Here is a 20,810-nt window from a genome sequence, read left to right on the forward strand (position 1 = left end):
ATATCAGTTATTCCGTTGCGGAACAGGTGGCGCCGAGCAATCCAATGTTCATCGGCGAACCTTGCGTCCGACCGTTGAGTGGCGATGATACATTCACTTACATCTTGTTCGATAGCGTGCTTATGTTGTGACCGGGTTTCAACGTTCATCAACGGAGGATTGCGATGTTTCGTCAGTTGCTTCGCCACACCAAAACCATTGCCCTGATCACCCTGCTCGGCGTCACTGCCGCACAGGCCGCCGAAGCGCCGGGGATGCGCATGGGCGTGCGCGGCGAGATCACCGGGGTCAGCCCCGACTCGCTCAAGGTTCACGTCACCAGCGGTGAAAACGTGGTGGTCCGGTTGACCCCGGACACCAAGGTCCGCGCGGTCACTCTGGCCAATATCGAAGACATCAAGCCCGGCAGCTATATCGGTTCGGCCGCCATTCCCCAGGAGGATGGCACGCTCAAGGCGCTCGAGGTTCACGTCTTCCCACCGGAGCTGGCCGGCAGCGGCGATGGCCATCGGCCGTTCGATCTCGCCAAGGGCAGCAGCATGACCAACGGCAGCGTCGGCGATCTGGTGGTCAGCAACGGCCGGGTGCTGACCGTCAATTACAAGGGCGGCCAGCAGAAGATCCTGGTGCCGGAGGATGTGCCGATCGTCAACCTGACGCCGGGCGATCGCAGCCTGCTCAAGGTCGGGGTGAAGATCGTCACTTTCGTGACCCAGAGCGCGGACGGCACGTTGACTGCGCAATCGATCTCGGCGGGCAAGGATGGCGTCAAGCCGCCTATGTAGCCGCAGACAAAAAGGCGACCTCTTCAGGTCGCCTTTTTCATGTCAGCTCACGCCTTACTGGCCGTTGTAGATCTGGTCGAAGATCCCGCCGTCGTTGAAGTGGGTCTTCTGCACGGTGCGCCAGTCGCCGAAGGTCTTCTCGACCGACAGAAAGTCGACTTTCGGGAAACGGTCGGTGTACTTGGCCAGTACCGCCGGGTCACGTGGACGCAGGTAGTTGGCGGCGGCGATTTCCTGGCCTTCCGGCGACCACAGGAACTTCAGGTATTCCTCTGCCGCGGCGCGCGAGCCTTTCTTCTCGACGACTTTGTCGACTACCGACACCGGCGGCTCGGCTTCGGCGGAGACGCTCGGGTAGATGACTTCGAACTGGTCGCGGCCGAATTCGCGGGCGATCATTTCCGCTTCGTTTTCGAAGGTCACCAGTACGTCGCCGATCTGGTTGGTCATGAACGTGGTGGTCGCGGCGCGGCCACCGGTGTCCAGTACCGGCGCTTGCTTGAACAGCTTGCCGACGAAGTCTTTGGCCTTGTTCTCGTCACCGCCGTTCTTCAGCACGTAGCCCCAGGCCGACAGGTAGGTATAGCGGCCGTTGCCCGAGGTTTTCGGGTTCGGCACGATCACTTGCACGCCGTCCTTGAGCAGGTCCGGCCAGTCTTTCAGGGCTTTCGGGTTGCCCTTGCGGACGATGAACACGGTGGCCGAGGTGAACGGTGCGCTGTTGTTCGGCAGGCGGGTGACCCAGTCTTTCGGCACCAGTTGACCGTTGTCGGCCAAGGCGTTGATGTCGGTGGCCATGTTCATGGTGATGACGTCAGCCGGCAGGCCGTCGATCACCGAACGGGCTTGTTTGCTCGAACCGCCAAAAGACATCTGCACGGTGATGTTCTCTTTGTGCTCGGCTTGCCAGTGTTTCTGGAACGCAGTGTTGTAGTCCTTGTAGAAATCGCGCATCACGTCGTAGGAAACGTTAAGCAGAGTCGGTGCGGCCTGAGCCACGCTGCCGAAGGCGAGACCAGCGGCGAGAAGTGAGGCGCCAAAGAGTTTTTTCACTGCGCATTCCTTGTTCTGTGGGGGTGTTTTTACAAAGGTGAGGCCATTTGCCAGCGACTATAGCGGGGCGCGCATAGTCGCTTAAAGATTAAAAAGAACTTTGCTTATTCCATTTTTTTGAATAACGGATTACCGCACCGCGAACAGAATGCGGCGCTGCTTTCATGGCTCTTTTTCTGGCAAACCGGGCAGTCGTGTTGCAACTGTTCACCACGCATCGCATTGGCCAGTTCAGCGGTGAAGATTCCGGTGGGCACTGCGATGATCGAGTAACCGGTGATCATCACCAGCGATGAAATCACCTGCCCCAATGGCGTCTTCGGCACGATGTCACCGAAACCGACGGTGGTCAGGGTCACGATAGCCCAATAGATACCCTTGGGGATGCTGGTGAAACCGTGCTCCGGGCCTTCGATCACGTACATCAAGGTGCCGAAGACCGTTACGAGTGTGCAGACGCTCACCAGAAACACCACAATCTTCTGCTTGCTGCCGCGCAGCGCCGACATCAGGTAGTTGGCTTGTTTGAGGTAGGGACTGAGTTTGAGGACTCGGAAAATTCGCAGCATCCGGATGATCCGGATAATCAGCAGGTACTGCGCATCGCTGTAGTAGAGCGCGAGGATGCCCGGCACGATCGCCAGCAGGTCCACCAGTCCATAAAAACTGAATGCATAGCGCAGAGGTTTGGGCGAGCAGTACAGACGCAGAATGTACTCGCCGGCAAAGATGATGGTGAACCCCCACTCGATATATGCCAGCACGTCGGCGTAATTGCGGTGAACGCTGTCGATGCTGTCGAGCATCACGATCACCAGGCTGGCAAGAATGATCAGCAGCAGGATGCCGTCAAAACGTCGCCCGGCGGGGGTGTCGCTCTGGAAAATCATGACGTAAAGCTGTTCACGCCAGTGCTTGTTACTGTCCATGGATAACGCCTGAATCAAAGATCAGCGCAGCCTAGGTTGATTCTCCCCGTCAGCGCAAGGCGCGACGTTGATCTGCGGTTGGTGCATCAGGCGAATGCCGGTGCGCAGCAACCAGCAGGCGAGAATGAACGGTGCCGTGAGAGTCGCCAGACCCAGGGCACTGAACAGCGGCGTCAGCAGCAGCGCCAGACCAATGCCCAACAGCGGCAGCCAGGGTTGCTGGCGCTGGGCGCTGAAGGCGAGGGCGGCGAGCACAGCGTTGTAACCCCCCAGGCCCAACAGCGCGACCTGGCTGTCGTGGTGCAACAGGCTGGAACCCAGGCCGATCGCCGACGCCAGCAGCGCCCAGGCAAAGGCCCGGCGATCGGCGATCAGCAAACCGGCGGCGATCAATCCACCGGCCAACGGATGGTCGAGGAACATCACCTGACCGAAGCTTTTCAGCGCGGCGCCGAGCAGGTTCGCGGTATTCATCTCAAGCGCCGGAGCTGGCGTCGAAGGCTCGGCGAAACACAGGAACACCCAGCTCAACAATACGAACGGCGCAGTGTAGGCGGGCAGGTACTCGGTGAGGCGTGCGCGCTTGAGCCACTGCTGCGTGATCATCGCGCTCAGGCCACCGGCCGCCAGAATCAGCGGTGGCAGCATCGGCGACCAAGGGAAATACAGGCTCAGCAAAAGGCCGACCAGTACGCCGTTGTAGCTGAACAGTCCGGCCTGACGATCAGCCTTGGCGTAGTTGCGCCGTTGCGCGGTGAGCAACCCGGCGACCGCGCCGAGCAGCGCGCCGGCAAACAGCACCGGCGCGGTGAATAGAATGGCCAAAAGGCACAGCAGGCCGCACAGCGGATGACGCTGGAGGAAGATCTGACTGAAACCGTTGAGCAAAGCCTCGGCCCAGTCAGGGCAGTGGGTGTTGAAATGATTGGCAGGCATGGCAGGTCATTCGGTACTGATCGTTCCCACGTCGAGGCGTCGAACCGTCTGCGTGGGAATGCCTCAAAGGACGCTCTGCGTCTGCTCTTGGGACGCAGAGCGCCCCGGGCCGCATTCCCACGCGGAGCGTGGGAACGATCTTGGTCAGTGGTTAAATCAATGTTTCGATCCGCAGCGAATTAGTCGACCCCGGCTGCCCGAACGGCACACCCGCGGTGATCAGCAACGTATCGCCACGCTCGGCCATTCCTTGAGCCTGAGCGATTTCCAGCGCGGTCGAGCACACCTCATCCACCTGACGCAGGCGATCATTGACCACCGAGTGAATGCCCCACGCCACGCTCAAGCGGCGAGCGGTCTGCAGGTTCGGCGTCAGGTTGAGGATCGGCGCTTTCGGCCGTTCCCGTGCCGCACGCAGACTCGATGCACCGGATTCGCTGTAGTTGACCAGCACCGCCACCGGCAGCACGTTGCTGATGCGGCGGATCGCACAGCTGATCGCATCGGACACGGTCGCTTCGGCTTTCGGCCGGCTGACGTCGAGTTGGGTCTGGTAATCCGGACCGTTCTCGACCTGGCGGATGATCTTGCTCATCATCTGCACGGCTTCCAGCGGGTACTCGCCGGACGCCGTTTCTGCCGACAGCATCACCGCATCGGCGCCTTCGGCCACGGCGTTGGCCACGTCGGTGACTTCGGCGCGGGTCGGGGCCGGGGAGAAGCGCATCGACTCAAGCATCTGCGTCGCCACCACCACCGGTTTGCCGAGCTGGCGGCAGGTGGTGATGATGTTCTTCTGGATCTGCGGCACGCTCTCGGCCGGCACCTCCACGCCCAGGTCACCGCGAGCCACCATGATCGCGTCGCTCAGTTCGGCGATCTCGCGCAGTTGCTCGACGGCCGACGGCTTCTCGATTTTTGCCATCAGGAACGCCTTGTCGCCGATCAGGGCGCGGGCTTCGCGGATGTCTTCAGGACGTTGCACGAACGACAGCGCGACCCAGTCCACACCCAGCTCCAGACCAAAGCTCAGGTCGCGACGATCCTTGGTGGTCAGCGGGCTCAGGTCGAGCACCGCTTGCGGCACGTTCACGCCTTTGCGGTCCGACAGCTCGCCGCCGTTGAGCACAGTGGTGTCGATCGCATCGCTGTATTTGGTGACGACCCGCAGACGCAGTTTGCCGTCATCGAGCAGCAGGTCCATCCCGGCTTCCAGTGCCGCGATGATCTCCGGATGCGGCAGATTCACCCGGCGTTCGTCGCCCGGTGTCGCGTCCAGATCGAGGCGGAAGGCCTGACCGCGATGCAACTGAACCTTGCCGTCAGCGAACTTGCCGACCCGCAGTTTCGGCCCTTGCAGATCCATCAGGATGCCGAGCGGATAGTTGAGCTGGCGCTCGACTTCGCGGATCCACTGATAGCGCTTGGCGTGGTCGGCGTGATCGCCGTGGCTGAAGTTGAGGCGGAAGATGTTGACCCCGGCCTCGACCAGCTCGCGGATGTCTTCGATGCCGTCGACGGCAGGCCCGAGGGTGGCGAGGATTTTGACCTTTTTGTCAGGCGTCATGATTTGGAACTCTCGAGGATCAGAATGGCGCGGAAGTCGTTGACATTGGTGCGGGTCGGCTCGGTGACGATCAGCGCATCGAGCGCCGCGAAGTAACCGTAACCGTTGTTGTTATCCAGCTCGTCGCTGGCGCTCAGACCCAGGGCGGCGGCGCGGGCGTAGCTGTCCGGGGTCATGATCGCGCCGGCGTTGTCTTCCGAGCCATCGATGCCGTCGGTGTCACCGGCCAGCGCATAGACGCCGGGCTGGCCCTTGAGGCTGTCGGTGAGGCTGAGGAGGAATTCGGCGTTGCGTCCGCCACGGCCATTGCCGCGCACGGTCACGGTGGTTTCGCCGCCGGACAGGATCACGCACGGCGCTGCCAATGGCTGGCCGTGATGAATGATCTGGCGTGCGATGCCGGCATGGACTTTCGCCACTTCGCGGGATTCGCCTTCCAGGTCGCCAAGGATCAGCGTGCTGAAACCGGCCTGACGGCATTTCACCGCCGCCGCATCGAGCGATTGCTGAGGGCGGGCGATCAGCTGGAAGTGACTGCGGGCCAGGCTCGGATCGCCGGGTTTGACGGTTTCCGATTCCGGGCTTTGCAGCCAGGTGCGCACGGAGGCCGGAATCTCGATGCCGTAGCGCTTGATGATCGCCAGCGCTTCGGCGCTGGTGCTCGGGTCGGCCACGGTCGGGCCGGAGGCGATGACCGTGGCGAGGTCGCCCGGTACATCGGAAATCGCGTAGGTATAAACAGTCGCCGGCCAGCAGGCTTTGCCCAGCCGTCCGCCCTTGATCGCCGAGAGGTGCTTGCGCACGCAGTTCATCTCGCCGATGGTCGCGCCGGATTTGAGCAGGGCTTTGTTGATCGACTGCTTGTCGGCCAGGGTGATGCCTTCGGCCGGCAGCGCCAGCAGGGCAGAGCCACCGCCGGACAACAGGAAGATCACGCGGTCGTCTTCGGTCAGGTTGCTGACCAGTTCCAGCACCCGTTTGGCCACGGCCAGACCGGCAGCGTCCGGCACCGGGTGCGCGGCTTCGACCACTTCGATTTTTTCGCACGGGGCGCCGTGACCGTAACGGGTCACCACAAGGCCCGAGACTTCACCTTCCCAGCAGCGCTCGACCACTTGCGCCATGGCAGCGGCAGCCTTGCCGGCGCCGATGACAATCACGCGACCTGTGCGATCGGCCGGCAGATGAGCTTCGAGGACCTGGTTCGGATGGGCCGCGTCGATGGCTGTGGCAAACAGCTCGCGCAGCAGTTGTTGCGGATCGACCGACATGGCGGGCTCCCGGAATTCTTGTTATTGGGATAGAGCGCTACAGGATCTGCGGGAGCGAGCTTGCTCGCGAAGGCGGTGGATCAGTCAATATCCATGTCGACTGACAGACCCAATTCGCGAGCAAGCTCGCTCCCACAGGTTTCAAACGTTGCAGCAGAGACTTACTTCTTGTCGCGAATCGAGAAGTTGGCCATGTGTTCCAGGCCCTTGATCAGCGCCGAGTGGTCCCAGTTGCTGCCACCGATGGCCGCGCAGGTGCTGAACACTTGCTGGGCGTTGGCGGTGTTTGGCAGATTGATGCTCAGCTCCTTGGCGCCTTGCAGGGCCAGGTTCAGGTCCTTCTGGTGCAGGCTGATGCGGAAGCCCGGATCGAAGGTGCCCTTGATCATGCGCTCGCCGTGCACTTCGAGGATCTTCGAAGAGGCGAAACCGCCCATAAGCGCTTCACGCACCTTGGCCGGATCGGCACCGTTTTTCGAAGCGAACAGCAGGGCTTCGGCGACGGCCTGAATGTTCAACGCAACGATGATCTGGTTCGCCACTTTCGCGGTCTGACCGTCGCCATTGCCACCGACCAGGGTGATGTTCTTGCCCATGGCCTGGAACAGCGGCAGTGCGCGTTCGAAGGCATCGGCGTCGCCACCGACCATGATGCTCAGGGTCGCAGCCTTGGCGCCGACTTCACCACCGGACACCGGGGCGTCGAGGTATTGTGCGCCTTTCTCGTTGATCTTCGCGGCGAAAGCCTTGGTGGCGGTCGGCGAGATCGAGCTCATGTCGATCACGACCTTGCCTTTGCCGATGCCGGCCGCAACGCCGTCGGCGCGGAACAGCACGTCTTCGACCTGCGGGGTATCCGGCACCATGACGATGATGAATTCGGCTTCCTGGGCCACTTCTTTCGGGTTGGCCAGAGCGACGGCGCCATTAGCGACCAGGTCGTCAGGGGCCGCGTCGTGGTGCGCCGACAGGAACAGGCTGTGACCGGCTTTCTGCAGGTTCGCCGCCATTGGGTGGCCCATGATGCCGGTGCCGATGAATCCGATTTTAGCCATGAGAAAATCCTCTTGTTTTTGTCTTGCTCAAGCAAATAGGGGGTCAGATCGCGTTGTGGGTCTTCAGCCAGCCGAGGCCTGCTTCAGTGGTGGTCAGCGGTTTGTACTCGCAGCCGACCCAGCCCTGATAACCGATGCGATCGAGGTGTTCGAACAGGAAGCGGTAGTTGATCTCGCCAGTGCCCGGCTCGTTGCGGCCCGGGTTGTCGGCCAACTGCACATGGTTGATCTCGCCCAGGTGCGATTGCAGGGTGCGGGCCAGATCGCCTTCCATGATTTGCATGTGATAGATGTCGTATTGCAGGAACAGATTGGCGCTGCCGACCTGCTCGCGAATCGACAGGGCCTGCGCCGTGTTGTTCAGGTAGAAGCCCGGGATGTCGCGGGTGTTGATCGCTTCCATCACCAGTTTGATGCCGGCGGCTTGCAGCTTGTCGGCGGCGTATTTGAGGTTGGCGACGAAGGTCTTTTCAACGGTGGCGTCGTCCACGCCCTGCGGGCGGATGCCGGCCAGGCAGTTGACCTGGGTATTGCCCAGGACCTGTGCGTAGGCGATGGCCAGATCGACCCCGGCGCGGAACTCTTCGACCCGGTCCGGCAGGCACGCGATACCGCGCTCGCCCTTGGCCCAGTCACCCGCCGGCAGGTTGAACAGCACTTGGGTCAGACCGTTGGCGTCGAGTTTGGCCTTGATCTCGGCAGAGCTGAAATCGTACGGGAACAGGTACTCGACACCGCTGAAGCCGGCCTTGGCGGCGGCATCGAAACGGGCAAGGAAATCCTGTTCGGTGAACAGCATGGACAGGTTGGCTGCGAAACGCGGCATGGTGGTCTCCCGTTCTAGATTCTCGTTCCCACGCTCTGCGTGGGAATGCCTCTATGGACGCTCTGCGTCCGCTTTGGGACGCGGAGCGTCCCTGGCTGCATTCCCACGCAAAGCGTGGGAACGATCAAGCAAAAGCAATCAATCGAGCAGCGAAATCGCGGTAGGCGCATCGTTGCCGACCAGCGCCAGGTCTTCGAATTCGTTGACGGCGTTGATCTCGGTGCCCATGGAGATGTTGGTCACACGCTCCAGAATGATCTCGACGATCACCGGCACCTTGAACTCTTCGATCAGCTCTTCGGCCTTGCGCAGGGCAGGGGCGATGTCAGCCGGTTCGAACACACGCAGTGCCTTGCAGCCCAGGCCTTCGGCGACTGCGACGTGGTCGACACCGTAACCGTTGAGTTCCGGCGCGTTCAGGTTATCGAAGGACAGCTGCACGCAGTAGTCCATTTCGAACCCGCGCTGGGCCTGACGGATCAGCCCCAGGTACGAGTTGTTCACCACGACGTGGATGTACGGCAGATTGAACTGAGCGCCGACCGCCAGTTCTTCGATCATGAACTGGAAGTCATAGTCCCCCGACAGGGCCACGACTTTCCGGTTCGGATCGGCCTTCACCACACCCAGCGCTGCCGGAATGGTCCAGCCCAACGGGCCGGCCTGGCCGCAGTTGATCCAGTGACGCGGCTTGTAGACGTGCAGGAACTGCGCGCCGGCAATCTGCGACAGACCAATGGTGCTGACGTAGCAGGTGTCTTTGCCGAACACCTGGTTCATTTCTTCGTAAACGCGCTGCGGTTTGACCGGCACGTTGTCGAAGTGGGTCTTGCGTTGCAGGCTGGACTTGCGCTGCTGGCAGTCCTGCAGCCATGCGCTGCGGTTTTTCAACTTGCCGGCGGCTTGCCATTCACGGGCGACTTCGATGAACACGGTCAGCGCGGCAGCGGCGTCGGACACGATGCCCAGGTCCGGGGTGAACACGCGGCCGATCTGGGTCGGTTCGATGTCGACGTGAATGAACTTGCGGCCTTCGGTGTAAACGTCGACCGAGCCGGTGTGACGGTTGGCCCAGCGGTTGCCGACGCCCAGTACCACATCGGATTTGAGCAGGGTGGCGTTGCCGTAGCGGTGCGAAGTCTGCAGACCGACCATGCCGACCATCAGCGGGTGATCGTCCGGGATGGTGCCCCAGCCCATCAGGGTCGGGATGACTGGAATACCTGTCAGCTCGGCGAACTCGACCAGCAGCTCGCTGGCGTCAGCGTTGATGATGCCGCCACCGGCGACCAGCAACGGACGTTCGGCCTGATCCAGCATCGCCAGGGCTTTTTCGACTTGCACGCGGGTCGCGCTCGGCTTGGCCAGCGGCAGTGGCTGATAGGCGTCGATGTCGAATTCGATTTCAGCCATCTGCACGTCGAACGGCAGGTCAATCAGCACCGGGCCCGGACGGCCGGAACGCATTTCATAGAAGGCTTTCTGGAAGGCGTAAGGCACTTGGCCCGGCTCCAGAACAGTGGTCGCCCACTTGGTCACCGGCTTGACGATGCTGGTGATGTCGACGGCCTGGAAGTCTTCCTTGTGCATACGGGCGCGGGGTGCCTGGCCGGTAATGCAGAGGATCGGGATCGAGTCTGCGGAGGCGCTGTACAGACCGGTGACCATGTCGGTACCGGCCGGGCCGGAAGTGCCGATGCACACGCCGATGTTGCCGGCCTTGGTGCGGGTGTAGCCCTCGGCCATGTGCGAGGCGCCTTCAACGTGGCGAGCGAGGACGTGATCGATGCCACCGACTTTCTTCAGGGCGGAATACAGCGGGTTGATCGCAGCACCCGGAATGCCAAAAGCGGTATCGACCCCTTCACGGCGCATCACCAGAACGGCGGCTTCGATTGCTCTCATTTTGCTCATGGTTTTGTGCCTCTTTACGTTTTGTAATTGTATACAAGTGGCTTTGCGCAGAGTGTATTCACGGCGGACGGCGCAGGTCAATCCATTTTCTCAAGCACCTGTTTCATTCGTCGGAAGCCGATTCTGCTGTGGCTTTTCGTCGCATGAGGCGCTTTTCGGCGATTATTGTATACAAAAAAATAATTCATTGTGTTCTATTTGTTGCATCGGGCTGCGACGCAAGCGCGCAGCCCAACGACTTTCCCAATAACAAAATGAGGACGGCACCATGAGCGCTTTAACCTTGAAAGTCGCAGTCAAGCTGGTCAACGAAGCCATCAGTGCAGGGCGGGCCATTTGCGCTGCACCGCTGACCATCGCGGTACTGGATACCGGCGGCCATCTGGTCACCCTGCAACGCGAAGACGGCGCCAGCCTGCTGCGTCCGAACATCGCCATCGGCAAAGCCTGGGGCGCCATCGCCCTGGGCAAGGGCTCACGCCTGCTGGCGCTGGACGCGCAACAACGCCCGGCGTTCATCGCCGCGCTCAACAGCATGGGACAGGGCAGTGTCGTGCCGGCACCGGGCGGTGTGCTGATTCGTGATCAGGCGGGCAACGTGCTGGGTGCGATCGGCATCAGCGGCGATCTGTCGGACATCGATGAGCAGGTCGCGATCAAGGCCGTAGAGGCCCTGGACCTGCGGGCGGATGCGGGGGTGGCTGCGTGATTTGCGGCGTTTGAACTGACGCCATCGCTGACTGGCTCGCTCCCCATTGATTCGAAGTGTCGGACACAAAATGTCTAACACTGCGAGCCCACTGTGGGAGCGAGCTTGCTCGCGAAGGCGATTCAACAGACACATCCTGCCAAAGTCATCCGCAGTCTAATTCTGTTCGCGGATCTAACCTTTCAAATCTTCTATTGAAATGGCAACGGAATGCCAAAATCATCAGCCTCACATCGACTGCGCTTGGGGCGTTATGACGAACCCAATCGCATTTATCTGCTGACTGCCAATACGTTGAGACGTGCTCCTTTTTTCAGGGGCTACATGTTGGGTAGATTGGTCGCAGATCAGTTTCAAAGTGCTCAGGAGCAAGGCTTGGTTGATTCATTGGCCTGGGTGGTCATGCCTGATCACTTGCACTGGTTGATCAATCTGAAGCAGGGATCGCTCCGTGAGCTGATGCAGAAAACCAAATCCTTGAGTGCGCGGGCTGTGAATCTAAGCGCCGGGAGAAGCGGAAGTATTTGGCAGCCGGGGTTTCATGATCACGCGCTGCGTCGGGACGAGGATTTGGTGAAAATGGCCCGGTATGTGGTGGCCAACCCATTGCGGGCCGGTTTGGTGAAAAAGCTGGCTCAGTACCCGTTGTGGGATGCGGTCTGGGCCTGTCGGTAAGACTGAGTCGCCCCGTTCGCGAGCAAGCTCGCTCCCACACTGGATCTGTGGCGTTCACAAATCTTCTGTGGGAGCGAGCTTGCTCGCGAACGGGGCATCGCAGTATTTCAGTCCGGCTCGCAGCCTTTGAGCACCAACCGGATGATGGTTTGTGCTGCCGCTTCATAGTCGGCTTCGTCGAGCTTTTCCTTGCCGGTCACGGCGGAGATCTGCCAGTCGAAGTCGGCGTAGGTCTGGGTCGCGGCCCAGATGCTGAACATCAGGTGGTTGGGGTCGATCGGGGCGATCTGGCCGCGCTCGATCCAGGTCTGGATGCAGTCGATGTTGTGCTTGGCCTGGCCGTTGAGCTGCTCGACCAGGTCGGCGCTCAGGTGCGGGGCGCCGTGCATGATTTCGCTGGCGAACACCTTGGAGGCGAAGGGCAGGTCGCGGGAGATGCGGATCTTCGAGCGGATGTAGCCGCTCAGTACTTCGCTCGGTACACCGTCCGGGTTGAACGGGGTCGAGGCCTGCAGGATCGGCACGATGATACTTTCCAGTACCTCGCGGTAGAGGTTTTCCTTGGACTTGAAGTAGTAATAGACGTTGGGCTTGGGCAGTCCTGCCTTGGCGGCGATGTCGCTGGTTTTGGTCGCAGCGAAGCCCTTGTCGGCAAACTCTTCACTGGCTGCACGCAGGATCAGTTCTTTGTTGCGCTCGCGGATTGTGCTCATAAACCCGGTGGTTCCTTGCCTGTTCTGGCGGTTGCGCATGGTAGCACCGGCCTCGCGCGGCGCTCAACAATGCCCCGTGTGGCCTGCAGTCGCGGTATGCTGCGCGGCATTATTCACATAAGGAAACAAGATTCATGGCAGGAAGCAGTTTGCTGGTGCTGATCGACGACATCGCCACCGTTCTGGACGACGTTGCGTTGATGACCAAAATGGCTGCCAAGAAAACCGCCGGCGTGCTCGGCGACGACTTGGCGCTCAATGCCCAGCAGGTCTCCGGCGTACGCGCGGAGCGGGAAATCCCGGTGGTCTGGGCGGTGGCCAAGGGCTCATTCGTCAACAAGCTGATCCTGGTGCCGTCGGCGCTGGCGATCAGCGCGTTCGTGCCGTGGCTGGTGACGCCGCTGTTGATGGTCGGTGGCGCCTACCTGTGTTTCGAAGGTTTCGAGAAACTCGCGCACAAGTTTCTGCACAGCAAGGCTGAAGACGAGGCCGAGCACGCCCAGTTGGTCGAAGCCGTTGCTGATCCGGCAACCGATCTGGTGGCCTACGAGAAAGACAAGATCAAGGGCGCGATCCGCACCGACTTCATCCTCTCGGCGGAAATCATCGCCATCACCCTCGGTACCGTGGCCGATGCTTCGCTGACCCAGCAAGTGATCGTGATGTCGGGCATCGCCATCGTCATGACCGTGGGTGTTTACGGTCTGGTGGCCGGTATCGTCAAGCTCGATGACCTCGGCCTGTGGCTGACGCAGAAGCCCGGCGCTGCGGCGAAGCGTATCGGTAACGCTATCCTGCGTGCCGCGCCTTACATGATGAAAGGCCTGTCGGTGATCGGCACCGCAGCGATGTTCCTGGTCGGTGGCGGCATCCTGACCCACGGCGTACCGGTGGTGCATCACTGGATCGAAAGCGTCGGCGCAGCGGCCGGTGGCGCCGGGTTTGTGGTGCCGATGCTGTTGAACGGCGTGGCGGGGATCATCGCGGGTGCGGTGGTGCTGGCGGGCGTGTCCGTGATCGGCAAAGTCTGGAAAGCCCTGAAGGGTTGAATCCTGAGGCAAACAAAAAGGCCATTCGACTCGCATCGAATGGCCTTTTTTTGTAGCTGGCGTTTTTACTCGGCGATCTGCAACTTGCGCGACTCGGTGTAGACGTAGCGCACCTTCTCGTACTCGAACGGTGAGTTCAGCTGACCGTAGCGGAAGCTGGTCTGGTAACGCTTGTCGACCGCGCGCAATGCCCAGACTTCCGGATGGTTGGAGCTGACTTCCGAAACATTGAGAAAGTTGATCGCGGACTCGGCTGAGAAATCCACCGCAAGGCCGGCGGTATCGCGCAGGTTCGACGGGCCGAGAATCGGCAGCACGAAATAGGCGCCGCCCGGTACGCCGTAGAAGCCCAGGGTCTGACCGAAGTCTTCGTTCTGGCGCGGCAGGCCCATGGCGGTGGCCGGGTCCCAGAGCCCGGCGATGCCGATGGTGGTGTTGAGCAGCAGGCGCGCGGTGGTTTCCATCGAGCGTTTGCCCTTGAACTGCAACAGGCTGTTGACCAGATTCGGCACATCGCCAAGGTTGTTGAAGAAGTTGCTCACGCCGGTGCGCACGAAGCTCGGGGTGATGTAGCGATAACCATCGACCACCGGCAGGAACACCCATTGGTCGAAGCGGTAGTTGAAGTGGTAGACGCGCCGGTTCCACTCTTCCAGCGGGTCGTAGACGTTCAGCGCGCTGAGGGTCGAGCGCTCGAACTCGCGCTGATCCAGCCCCGGGTTGAACTTGAGTTTGGACAGCGGCTCCTTGAAGCCGTCGCTGTCGATGACCACCGGTGCATTGGCTTTGCTGTTGTCGGCCTGGGCCATACCTGCACTGAGGAGCGCTGCAATCAGCAGGAGATATTTAGCCACGGAAGAACTCCAGCATGGCGTCGCTGTTGACGCGATAGTTAAGGTTGCCGCAATGGCCGCCCAGTGGGTAAACGGTCAGGCGATCACCGAAGGTCCGACGCAGGAAACCGAGATCGCCCGGACCGAGGATCACGTCGTCGGCGTTGTGCATGACGGCGATTTTCGGGCTGTCGTGCAGGTAATCCTTCAATGCGTACAGGCTCACCTGATCGATCAGTTGCAGCAGGCTGCCGCCGTCGGTGCGGGCGCGCCACATCGGGATCACCTGTTCGGTGAGGTAGCAGTCGAAGTCACATTGCAGCGCACGCTTGAGGAACGGCGTGAGGCTGGTGCCTTCGGTGATCGGGAATTTCGGCGGGGTGATCAGGCCACGGCGGTTGATCAGGTCCGAAGTGAACGCGATGTCCGCCGCCGAGAAGCGGAACGAGGTGCCGATCAGCATCGCCATCTGCTCGTTGCTCAGATGCTGCTTGGACTGCTGGAAGTCGTAGAGCAACGCATCGTTGAGGTCGATGTAGCCTTTTTGCTGGAAGTAGCGGGTCAGTTTGCTCAGCACCAGTTCATAGAAGGTGGTGCTGTTATTGATGCCCTTGACCTCGGTCTGCACCAGCTTGTCGAGGTTGGTGATCGAGGTATAGAGGTTGACCGGTGGATTGAGCAGCAGGACTTTCTTGAAGTTGAAGCTGCGACGGGTTTCATCCAGATGGGCAACGAACGCTGCGTCCAGTGCGCCGAGGCTGTAGCCGCTGAGGTAATAGTCGGTGACCGGCAGTTTCGGGTTCTGCGCCCGCACGGCCTGCATCACCCGATACATGTCTTCGGCGTCTTCCTTGGTCACGCCGGGGGTGGCGAAACGCGAGGCGGCGCTCATGAAGTCGAAGCTGGTCGGCGACGACAGCTGCACGACGTGGTAGCCGGCCTTGTAATAAAGCTTCTTCAGGTATTCGTTGAGCGTGCTGTCGTAGCGCGCGCCAGTGCCGGCGATCAGGAAGATCAGCGGCGCGGCCTTGTCCTGGGTGGCGATGCGATAGGTCAGTTTTTTCACCGGCCAGAAATTGTCCGGCAGGATGAATTCGCGCTCGGGGCGCAGGGTGACGCTGCGATCGGTCTGATCGATGTCGTCGTCCAGTGGCAGTTCAGGGCGCAAGTCCGGCGGCGTGGTGGCGATGGTCGCCTCGAACGGATTGGTCAGGGGATAGCCATAGCTGGCGGCGTCGATATCCACCGCCAGCGCGGACGCACTCAGAATAAGGCCGCCAAACAGGGCGGCGAAGCGCAAGGAACGGAGCATGACTGGATCCCTTAGAGGAAGGTGCCGAATGAAGTTCGCAGGCTATGACCACCGGGTTTGCGCCAAAGTGCCATGCCACGGCATCTATCTGACGGAATTCGGAGTAATAGTAGCCGGACGATACACTTTGCAAGGAATGAATGACCAGTTAAGAGTTGTTAGTCCTTGCGTATGCGCGGCGGCGGATTAAGCTGGCCGCCGATTTCATCGATTGGAGTGTTCCATGTCCCGCCGCTTGCCTGTGATTCTGCTGCTCGTTCTGTTGCCGTTGTGGCTGGCCGCCAGTTATGGCGCGCGTTATGGCTTCATGGAGGACGCGCAGTGGGTGGGCATCTGCGTGGATGAGGCGAGCCGTTGGGAATGCTCGGTGCGCTCGAACCTGGGCCTGATCATTCATTTCCAGATGCTGGGCTGGGCGGCGGTCACGGCCGCGGTGATCGGTTTTGTCGTGCCGGGACGGGCAGGGCGGTGGCTGGCGGTGCTGGCGCTGATGTTCGGGTTGCCGGCGCTGGCGCTGTACAACACGACGCTGGCGGTGTTTGCGGTGGTGATTGCCGGGTTGCGGTTGGTAAGAAAGTCGATGATGCGCTAAGCAGGTTTGCATGACCTGTTATTTCTGACAGTTGACGATGTCTGCGGCACCGAACATATTCAAGCCGTCGTAGAGGGTTGATCCTGTCGGGAGATTCCGCGATGCATTCACATACGCCTGTGATGACCGTGACGGATCCACGAGGTTTGGTGGTGCGTGATGTCGCCTATTACAGGGCTGCTGTCGGGAACCTCATTGAACGACGGGTCACCCATCAGGCCTACGATGCTTCCAGGCGTGCAACCAAGCGCTATGACCCTCGTCTGTTCCTGCTTCTCGATATGGAGCCCGATATCCCCGCAAGCCTGCGAACGGTATTCAACCTCGCGGGGGAAGAACTGCTGACCGATAACGTCGACATCGGCTGTCGCGTGCAATTGTCAGGGCCTGCTGGCCAGAACGTCGATAGCTGGGACAGCAGGTCAACGCATTTTCATACGGTTTACGATGAGCTTATTCGTCCTGTAAAGGAAACCGTGCGTGTGCCCGGCCAGGCTGAACGGACCTGTACGTATTTTTCGTATGGTGGCAGCGGAGTGCCGTTTGCCGAGCGCAATCAATGCGGGCAACTCATTCGGCAAGATGATAATGCCGGAACAAAATTTCATCGCTCGTATTCACTCAAAGGCGAGTTACTCGAAAGTACTCAACACTTTCTAGAGATCGTGGCACCACCGGATTGGCCTTCTTCAGAGATTGATCGCGATCTACTTCATGAGTCAGGCACTGGTGCAACGACCCGCTCTAGTTACAGCGCGACGTCTCAACTGCTTAGCGAAATCGATGCCAAGAGCAATGCCCGCATCTTCAATTATCAAGTGGATGGGCAGGCTCTCGGAATAAAAGTGAAAGTAGGAAAGGACGGGGCGTCAACTGATGTGGTCACCGAGATTCGGTACAACGCTTTCAATAAAGTCGAGCAGCAAACTCTGGCCAATGGGCTGGTCTGCTCTGCCTCTTATTCTCCGGTCGATGGAAGACTGTATGAGCTGAGATCACGGATCCCGGGCCATTCGCCTCTGCAGCACCTTGTTTACCGATACGACCCGGTGGGTAACGTAGTCGCTATCGAAAACCGCGCGTTGCGCGTTCGCTACTTCGGTAATCAGAAGATTGATCCTGTCAGGACGTTCCGTTACGACACAAATTACCAACTCATCGGTGCTACTGGATGGCAGGTGATTGGAGGGAGTGCAGGCCCGAGCCTGCCTGCGTTTCAGTCCCCGGCGGATCCGGGGCAGTTGGAAAACTACACGGAGTCGTTTGATTACGATTGCAGCGGAAATCTGATCAAGCAAGTTATCAGCGCAGCGATTGGAAGTCGCACTCAGCAGATGGTTGTCTCGAAGTACAGTAATCGTGCACTGGTGCAAAAAGAAAATGGAGATTTACCAACGGAAGCTGAAATTGCACAGGGGCACGATTTGGCTGGCAACAAGCTTATTCTGCTACCGGGGCAGCAACTGGAATGGGATGAGCGCAATCGATTGTGCAGAGTAGGGACGGTAGTGCGCCCTGATTTGCCAAACGATGATGAGGCATACGTTTACGATCATGGCGGGCAGAGACTGCGAAAAATTCGCACGACTCTGCGCGGTCGTTTGGCAATTCCCCAGGAGGTTCGTTATCTGGGAGCGCTGGAAGTGCGAACCAGCAGTTCAAGCCTGCTGCAAGTCATCAACGTGCAGGCAGAACTGTGCGATGTCCGTGTGCTCAACCGAAAAGATCCGCGGTCAGGTAAAGCCACTGTCACTATCCGGTTTGCAGTGACTGATCAGATTGGCTCTTGCTGCCTGGAACTTGATGAGACCGGCGCGCTTATCAGTGAAGAAGTTTTTTCTGCCTTTGGCCGCACAGTCTGGTGGGCGGGCAGCGACCAGATTAAAGCCAGTGACAAGACCCGGCGTTTTTCGGGCAAGGAACGGGACTTAACAGGACTGTATTACTACGGAGTGAGATATTACGTGCCTTGGTGGCACCAATGGCTCAGCCCGGATCCTGGCGGTGTGGTGGATGGTTTGAATTTGTACCGTATGGTTGGTAATAACCCGGTTACTTTTTTTGATGACGCAGGGTTTGCCGGTACTGATATCAATGTAAGTAGCCAGGGCAATTATGAGAGTCTGGTTGCCAGCTTTTCAGCGGGCGATATTCTGTTCGGGCTGCGAGAACCTCGTGATGCTGCGCTGAAAGCCCTGGAAAAGGTCGGGTTCAAGGAATTTTCAAGAGTGCCTTTGTGGAGAGGCGGGTTAACGAGGGTGCTTTGGGAGAAAAAACGCAATGTCCTGAAGCAGAATGACCTGACCGATGCTGCGTTTGGCCCGACGGTTACGGCGGGTATTTACAGAACGAACGAGCAGATCAAGTCAGAGCTGGTCGATGTGGATCGTGGTATTGGTTACAAAGAGTTTGCAATGACCAATCGGTATTTTCAAAAGGATGAAAAAGGCACCGGCAACTTCTTTGAAATAAACGTTCCGATGTGGCGTCGCTCAAGTAAAGCAGGTTTGGAGTACCAGATTTTCGGGCGAAATAAAAAAGTCCTCTTTGCGATCGATAACTTGATGGAGACGCTGGATGACATTGTTGCAAAAACGGCAGGAGCAGGAACCAGTGTGACGGCCTCTGAAATAAGATATGTGTATCGGCGAAAAGACACGCCTGAAGTCAAAAACAATGTGAAATTTTTTGTGGCTGACAGAGAAGTGCCGCAGGCAGAGTTCTTTGCATTGCCGGCCTGGAAGAATTATCAACCCAAGAAAACGTTCAAAAGCGTTGCTGTACCGCGTCGAGCAACGCAAAACATGCATTAGTCGCGGGCTTTCAGGTTAGCGGGATAAGTTGGTACATGAGGGGGGAGCGCAAATCCTGTTCTCCAGGCTGGAGACAGGATTTGCGTGCAGTCCTGAATATCAGTTCTTGCGAACCCGCAAGCAGCGCCATAGCGCAGCCACCATCAACACGCTGACCAGCGCCCAGCCCCACGCCTGCTGATTCTGCAAACCTTCGCGGAACAGTTGCGGCGCAATGCCGGCGCCGATGATGAAGGTCAGCAGGGCGATCTCCCGACGGGCCACATTTACCGGGCGGCACAGGTAAACCAGCGCCGGCAGGATGAATGCCACACTCGGAAAGCTTCGGTAGCGCGGATCGAACACCAGCTCCAGCATCATCACCGCAGCGGCGAAACCGGTTGCCGCGACCAGCCAGCCGGCCCGTCGCTCGAAAGCGTTGAACGCCCGTTCACGCCAGCCGCTGCGGGCGCTCAAGGTCAGCGCGGCATGGGCCAGCACCAACAGATTCAGAGCCGTCAGTAACCCGACCCACAGCCATTCGCTGGCAAACCGCGTGGTCACTCGCGCCAGATCACCCCAGGCGCCAATCGAACAGGCGGCGAGGGCGCCGAGCAGCGGCAGGATCAGCGCCGAGCGCGTCGTGCGAACCCGGCCACCCAGCAGCAATGTTCCGAGGAAAATCAGCCCGCCGACCGCCAGCCACTGCGACCAGTACGGCACGTTCGACACCGGCCCGGCCAGCACGCCTTTGTCCTGGCGATCAGCATCGAACAGTCCCCAATAACCGCCGACCGCCCCCTCGCTGCCGCGCTTCCACGGCTGGTCGAACGCTTCGATCAGGTTGTACCGCCAGCCTTCCTGTTCGGCGAGGGTGACAAAACCACGTATGAACCTGGCTTCGTTGACCCGGCTCGGCAGTGCGGTCTCACGCTGGCGGCCTTCACTCGGCCAACCGGTTTCGCCGATCATCACGTCCTTGGGCGCGAACTTGTTGCCGAATACTTGGCGCACTTGCGCTACATGATGCAGCGCGACGTCAATGTTCGACGGATCGTCTTCCCAGTACGGCAGCAAGTGAATGGTCAGAAAATCCACCGCCGGCGCGACTTCCGGGTGTTTGAGCCAGAACTCCCAGACATCCGCGTAGGTGACTGGTTGCTTGATGTGGCTCTTGACCTTGTTGATCAGCTTCGCCAGTTGCGCGCCGGTCACTTCCTTGCGCAGCAGGGCTTCGTTGCCGACGATCACGGCGCTGACCACGTCCGGGTTGGCATTGGCCGAGGCAATCAGTAGGTCGACTTCCTTCTCGGTGTCCACCGGGTTGCTGTTGACCCACGCGCCGATCATCAACTTCAGGCCATGCTTGCGCGCCAGATCCGGCAGCGCTTCGAGGCCGGTCATCGAGTAGGTGCGAATGCATTCGAAGCGGGTGGCGAGCAGGGCGAGGTCGGCGTCCATGCGCTCCGGGCGCAGTTTGAACGGGACGTCGAACGGCGACTGGTCCTTGTCGAACGGGGTGTAGGAGGCGCATTGCAGCTTGTGGGTCGGGGTGGTGACGTCCGGCAGGATCACCGGTTTGCCGAGTCCGTACCAGAAGCCGCACAGGGCAAACAGCCCGAGCAGGCAGGCGAACAGATAAGGAAGAAAGGGGAAGCGGGAGGTCGCGGACATGGTCAGGCCGAGTGGCTGCAAAGCGACGCATGTTACCTGCATTTATGAGCAGGTTGGTGGCCCGCACGATTTTGACATGCAAAGTTCGGGCGGATTGTCTGGCGCCAAATATCCGAATGCAGTTA

The 20,810-nt window shown here is 59.8% G+C and carries 18 protein-coding genes; 6 read left to right on the forward strand and 12 right to left on the reverse strand.

Annotation, left to right across the window (positions count from 1 at the left end):
* The first annotated feature begins 164 nt into the window (after nt 1–164).
* Complete coding sequence (locus tag I5961_RS08050; RefSeq protein WP_227234868.1) at nt 165–785, forward strand: DUF5666 domain-containing protein; 621 nt, start codon at nt 165–167, stop codon at nt 783–785.
* Nucleotides 786–839: 54 nt separating this feature from the next.
* On the opposite strand, the gene I5961_RS08055 is transcribed toward I5961_RS08050, so the two are convergent.
* The 8 genes from I5961_RS08055 to gcl form a co-directional block, all read right to left on the reverse strand.
* Nucleotides 840–1,838: a sulfate ABC transporter substrate-binding protein gene (locus I5961_RS08055; RefSeq protein WP_085699406.1), complete on the reverse strand. Its 999-nt coding sequence runs from the start codon at nt 1,836–1,838 to the stop codon at nt 840–842.
* 104 nt (nt 1,839–1,942) lie between these two features.
* Nucleotides 1,943–2,767 (reverse strand): ion transporter, encoded by an 825-nt coding sequence (locus I5961_RS08060; protein WP_064378643.1) that lies wholly within the window; start codon nt 2,765–2,767, stop codon nt 1,943–1,945.
* A 21-nt stretch (nt 2,768–2,788) separates the two neighbouring features.
* Nucleotides 2,789–3,703: an urea transporter gene (locus I5961_RS08065; protein WP_085703354.1), complete on the reverse strand. Its 915-nt coding sequence runs from the start codon at nt 3,701–3,703 to the stop codon at nt 2,789–2,791.
* A 151-nt stretch (nt 3,704–3,854) separates the two neighbouring features.
* On the reverse strand, nt 3,855–5,270 hold the full coding sequence (gene pyk, locus I5961_RS08070; protein ID WP_085703356.1) for a pyruvate kinase: 1,416 nt from the start codon (nt 5,268–5,270) through the stop codon (nt 3,855–3,857).
* Complete coding sequence (locus tag I5961_RS08075; protein ID WP_114881924.1) at nt 5,267–6,541, reverse strand: glycerate kinase; 1,275 nt, start codon at nt 6,539–6,541, stop codon at nt 5,267–5,269. Before I5961_RS08075 ends, pyk begins: the two co-directional genes overlap by 4 nt.
* Before the next feature lie 161 nt (nt 6,542–6,702).
* A complete protein-coding gene (locus I5961_RS08080; RefSeq protein WP_227234870.1) occupies nt 6,703–7,596 on the reverse strand; it encodes a 2-hydroxy-3-oxopropionate reductase in 894 nt (297 codons plus the stop codon).
* A gap of 43 nt (nt 7,597–7,639) precedes the next feature.
* Nucleotides 7,640–8,422 (reverse strand): hydroxypyruvate isomerase, encoded by a 783-nt coding sequence (hyi, locus tag I5961_RS08085; protein ID WP_025111893.1) that lies wholly within the window; start codon nt 8,420–8,422, stop codon nt 7,640–7,642.
* 138 nt (nt 8,423–8,560) lie between these two features.
* On the reverse strand, nt 8,561–10,336 hold the full coding sequence (gene gcl / locus I5961_RS08090; RefSeq protein ID WP_085699394.1) for a glyoxylate carboligase: 1,776 nt from the start codon (nt 10,334–10,336) through the stop codon (nt 8,561–8,563).
* A 268-nt stretch (nt 10,337–10,604) separates the two neighbouring features.
* Here gcl and I5961_RS08095 point away from each other — a divergent pair, with 268 nt between their 5' ends.
* Together I5961_RS08095 and I5961_RS08100 are read left to right on the forward strand one after the other, a co-directional pair.
* On the forward strand, nt 10,605–11,045 hold the full coding sequence (locus I5961_RS08095; protein ID WP_227234872.1) for a GlcG/HbpS family heme-binding protein: 441 nt from the start codon (nt 10,605–10,607) through the stop codon (nt 11,043–11,045).
* Between the two features lie 210 nt (nt 11,046–11,255).
* Nucleotides 11,256–11,720 carry an REP-associated tyrosine transposase gene (locus I5961_RS08100; protein WP_227234874.1) on the forward strand — a complete coding sequence of 155 codons (465 nt, stop codon included), beginning with the start codon at nt 11,256–11,258 and terminating at the stop codon, nt 11,718–11,720.
* Between the two features lie 107 nt (nt 11,721–11,827).
* Here I5961_RS08100 and I5961_RS08105 read toward each other — a convergent pair whose 3' ends face one another.
* On the reverse strand, nt 11,828–12,433 hold the full coding sequence (locus I5961_RS08105) for a TetR/AcrR family transcriptional regulator (RefSeq protein ID WP_085699390.1): 606 nt from the start codon (nt 12,431–12,433) through the stop codon (nt 11,828–11,830).
* 134 nt (nt 12,434–12,567) lie between these two features.
* Here I5961_RS08105 and I5961_RS08110 point away from each other — a divergent pair, with 134 nt between their 5' ends.
* Nucleotides 12,568–13,482: a DUF808 domain-containing protein gene (locus tag I5961_RS08110; RefSeq protein ID WP_085703361.1), complete on the forward strand. Its 915-nt coding sequence runs from the start codon at nt 12,568–12,570 to the stop codon at nt 13,480–13,482.
* 65 nt (nt 13,483–13,547) lie between these two features.
* On the opposite strand, the gene I5961_RS08115 is transcribed toward I5961_RS08110, so the two are convergent.
* Together I5961_RS08115 and I5961_RS08120 are read right to left on the reverse strand one after the other, a co-directional pair.
* On the reverse strand, nt 13,548–14,336 hold the full coding sequence (locus I5961_RS08115) for a VacJ family lipoprotein (RefSeq protein ID WP_085699386.1): 789 nt from the start codon (nt 14,334–14,336) through the stop codon (nt 13,548–13,550).
* The gene (locus I5961_RS08120) at nt 14,329–15,627 is read right to left on the reverse strand and encodes a serine protein kinase PrkA (protein ID WP_007959293.1); all 1,299 of its coding nucleotides are present in this window, start codon (nt 15,625–15,627) and stop codon (nt 14,329–14,331) included. The genes I5961_RS08115 and I5961_RS08120 overlap by 8 nt, the downstream gene beginning before the upstream one ends.
* A gap of 223 nt (nt 15,628–15,850) precedes the next feature.
* Here I5961_RS08120 and I5961_RS08125 point away from each other — a divergent pair, with 223 nt between their 5' ends.
* Together I5961_RS08125 and I5961_RS08130 are read left to right on the forward strand one after the other, a co-directional pair.
* Nucleotides 15,851–16,219, forward strand: a complete 369-nt coding sequence (locus I5961_RS08125) for a hypothetical protein (protein ID WP_227234875.1) — start codon at nt 15,851–15,853, stop codon at nt 16,217–16,219.
* A 101-nt stretch (nt 16,220–16,320) separates the two neighbouring features.
* Nucleotides 16,321–19,032, forward strand: a complete 2,712-nt coding sequence (locus I5961_RS08130; protein ID WP_227234877.1) for an RHS repeat-associated core domain-containing protein — start codon at nt 16,321–16,323, stop codon at nt 19,030–19,032.
* Nucleotides 19,033–19,131: 99 nt separating this feature from the next.
* On the opposite strand, the gene I5961_RS08135 is transcribed toward I5961_RS08130, so the two are convergent.
* The gene (locus I5961_RS08135; protein ID WP_227234879.1) at nt 19,132–20,727 is read right to left on the reverse strand and encodes a beta (1-6) glucans synthase; all 1,596 of its coding nucleotides are present in this window, start codon (nt 20,725–20,727) and stop codon (nt 19,132–19,134) included.
* Nucleotides 20,728–20,810 lie beyond the last annotated feature (83 nt).

Source organism: Pseudomonas sp. IAC-BECa141, from assembly GCF_020544405.1.
GTDB lineage: Bacteria > Pseudomonadota > Gammaproteobacteria > Pseudomonadales > Pseudomonadaceae > Aquipseudomonas.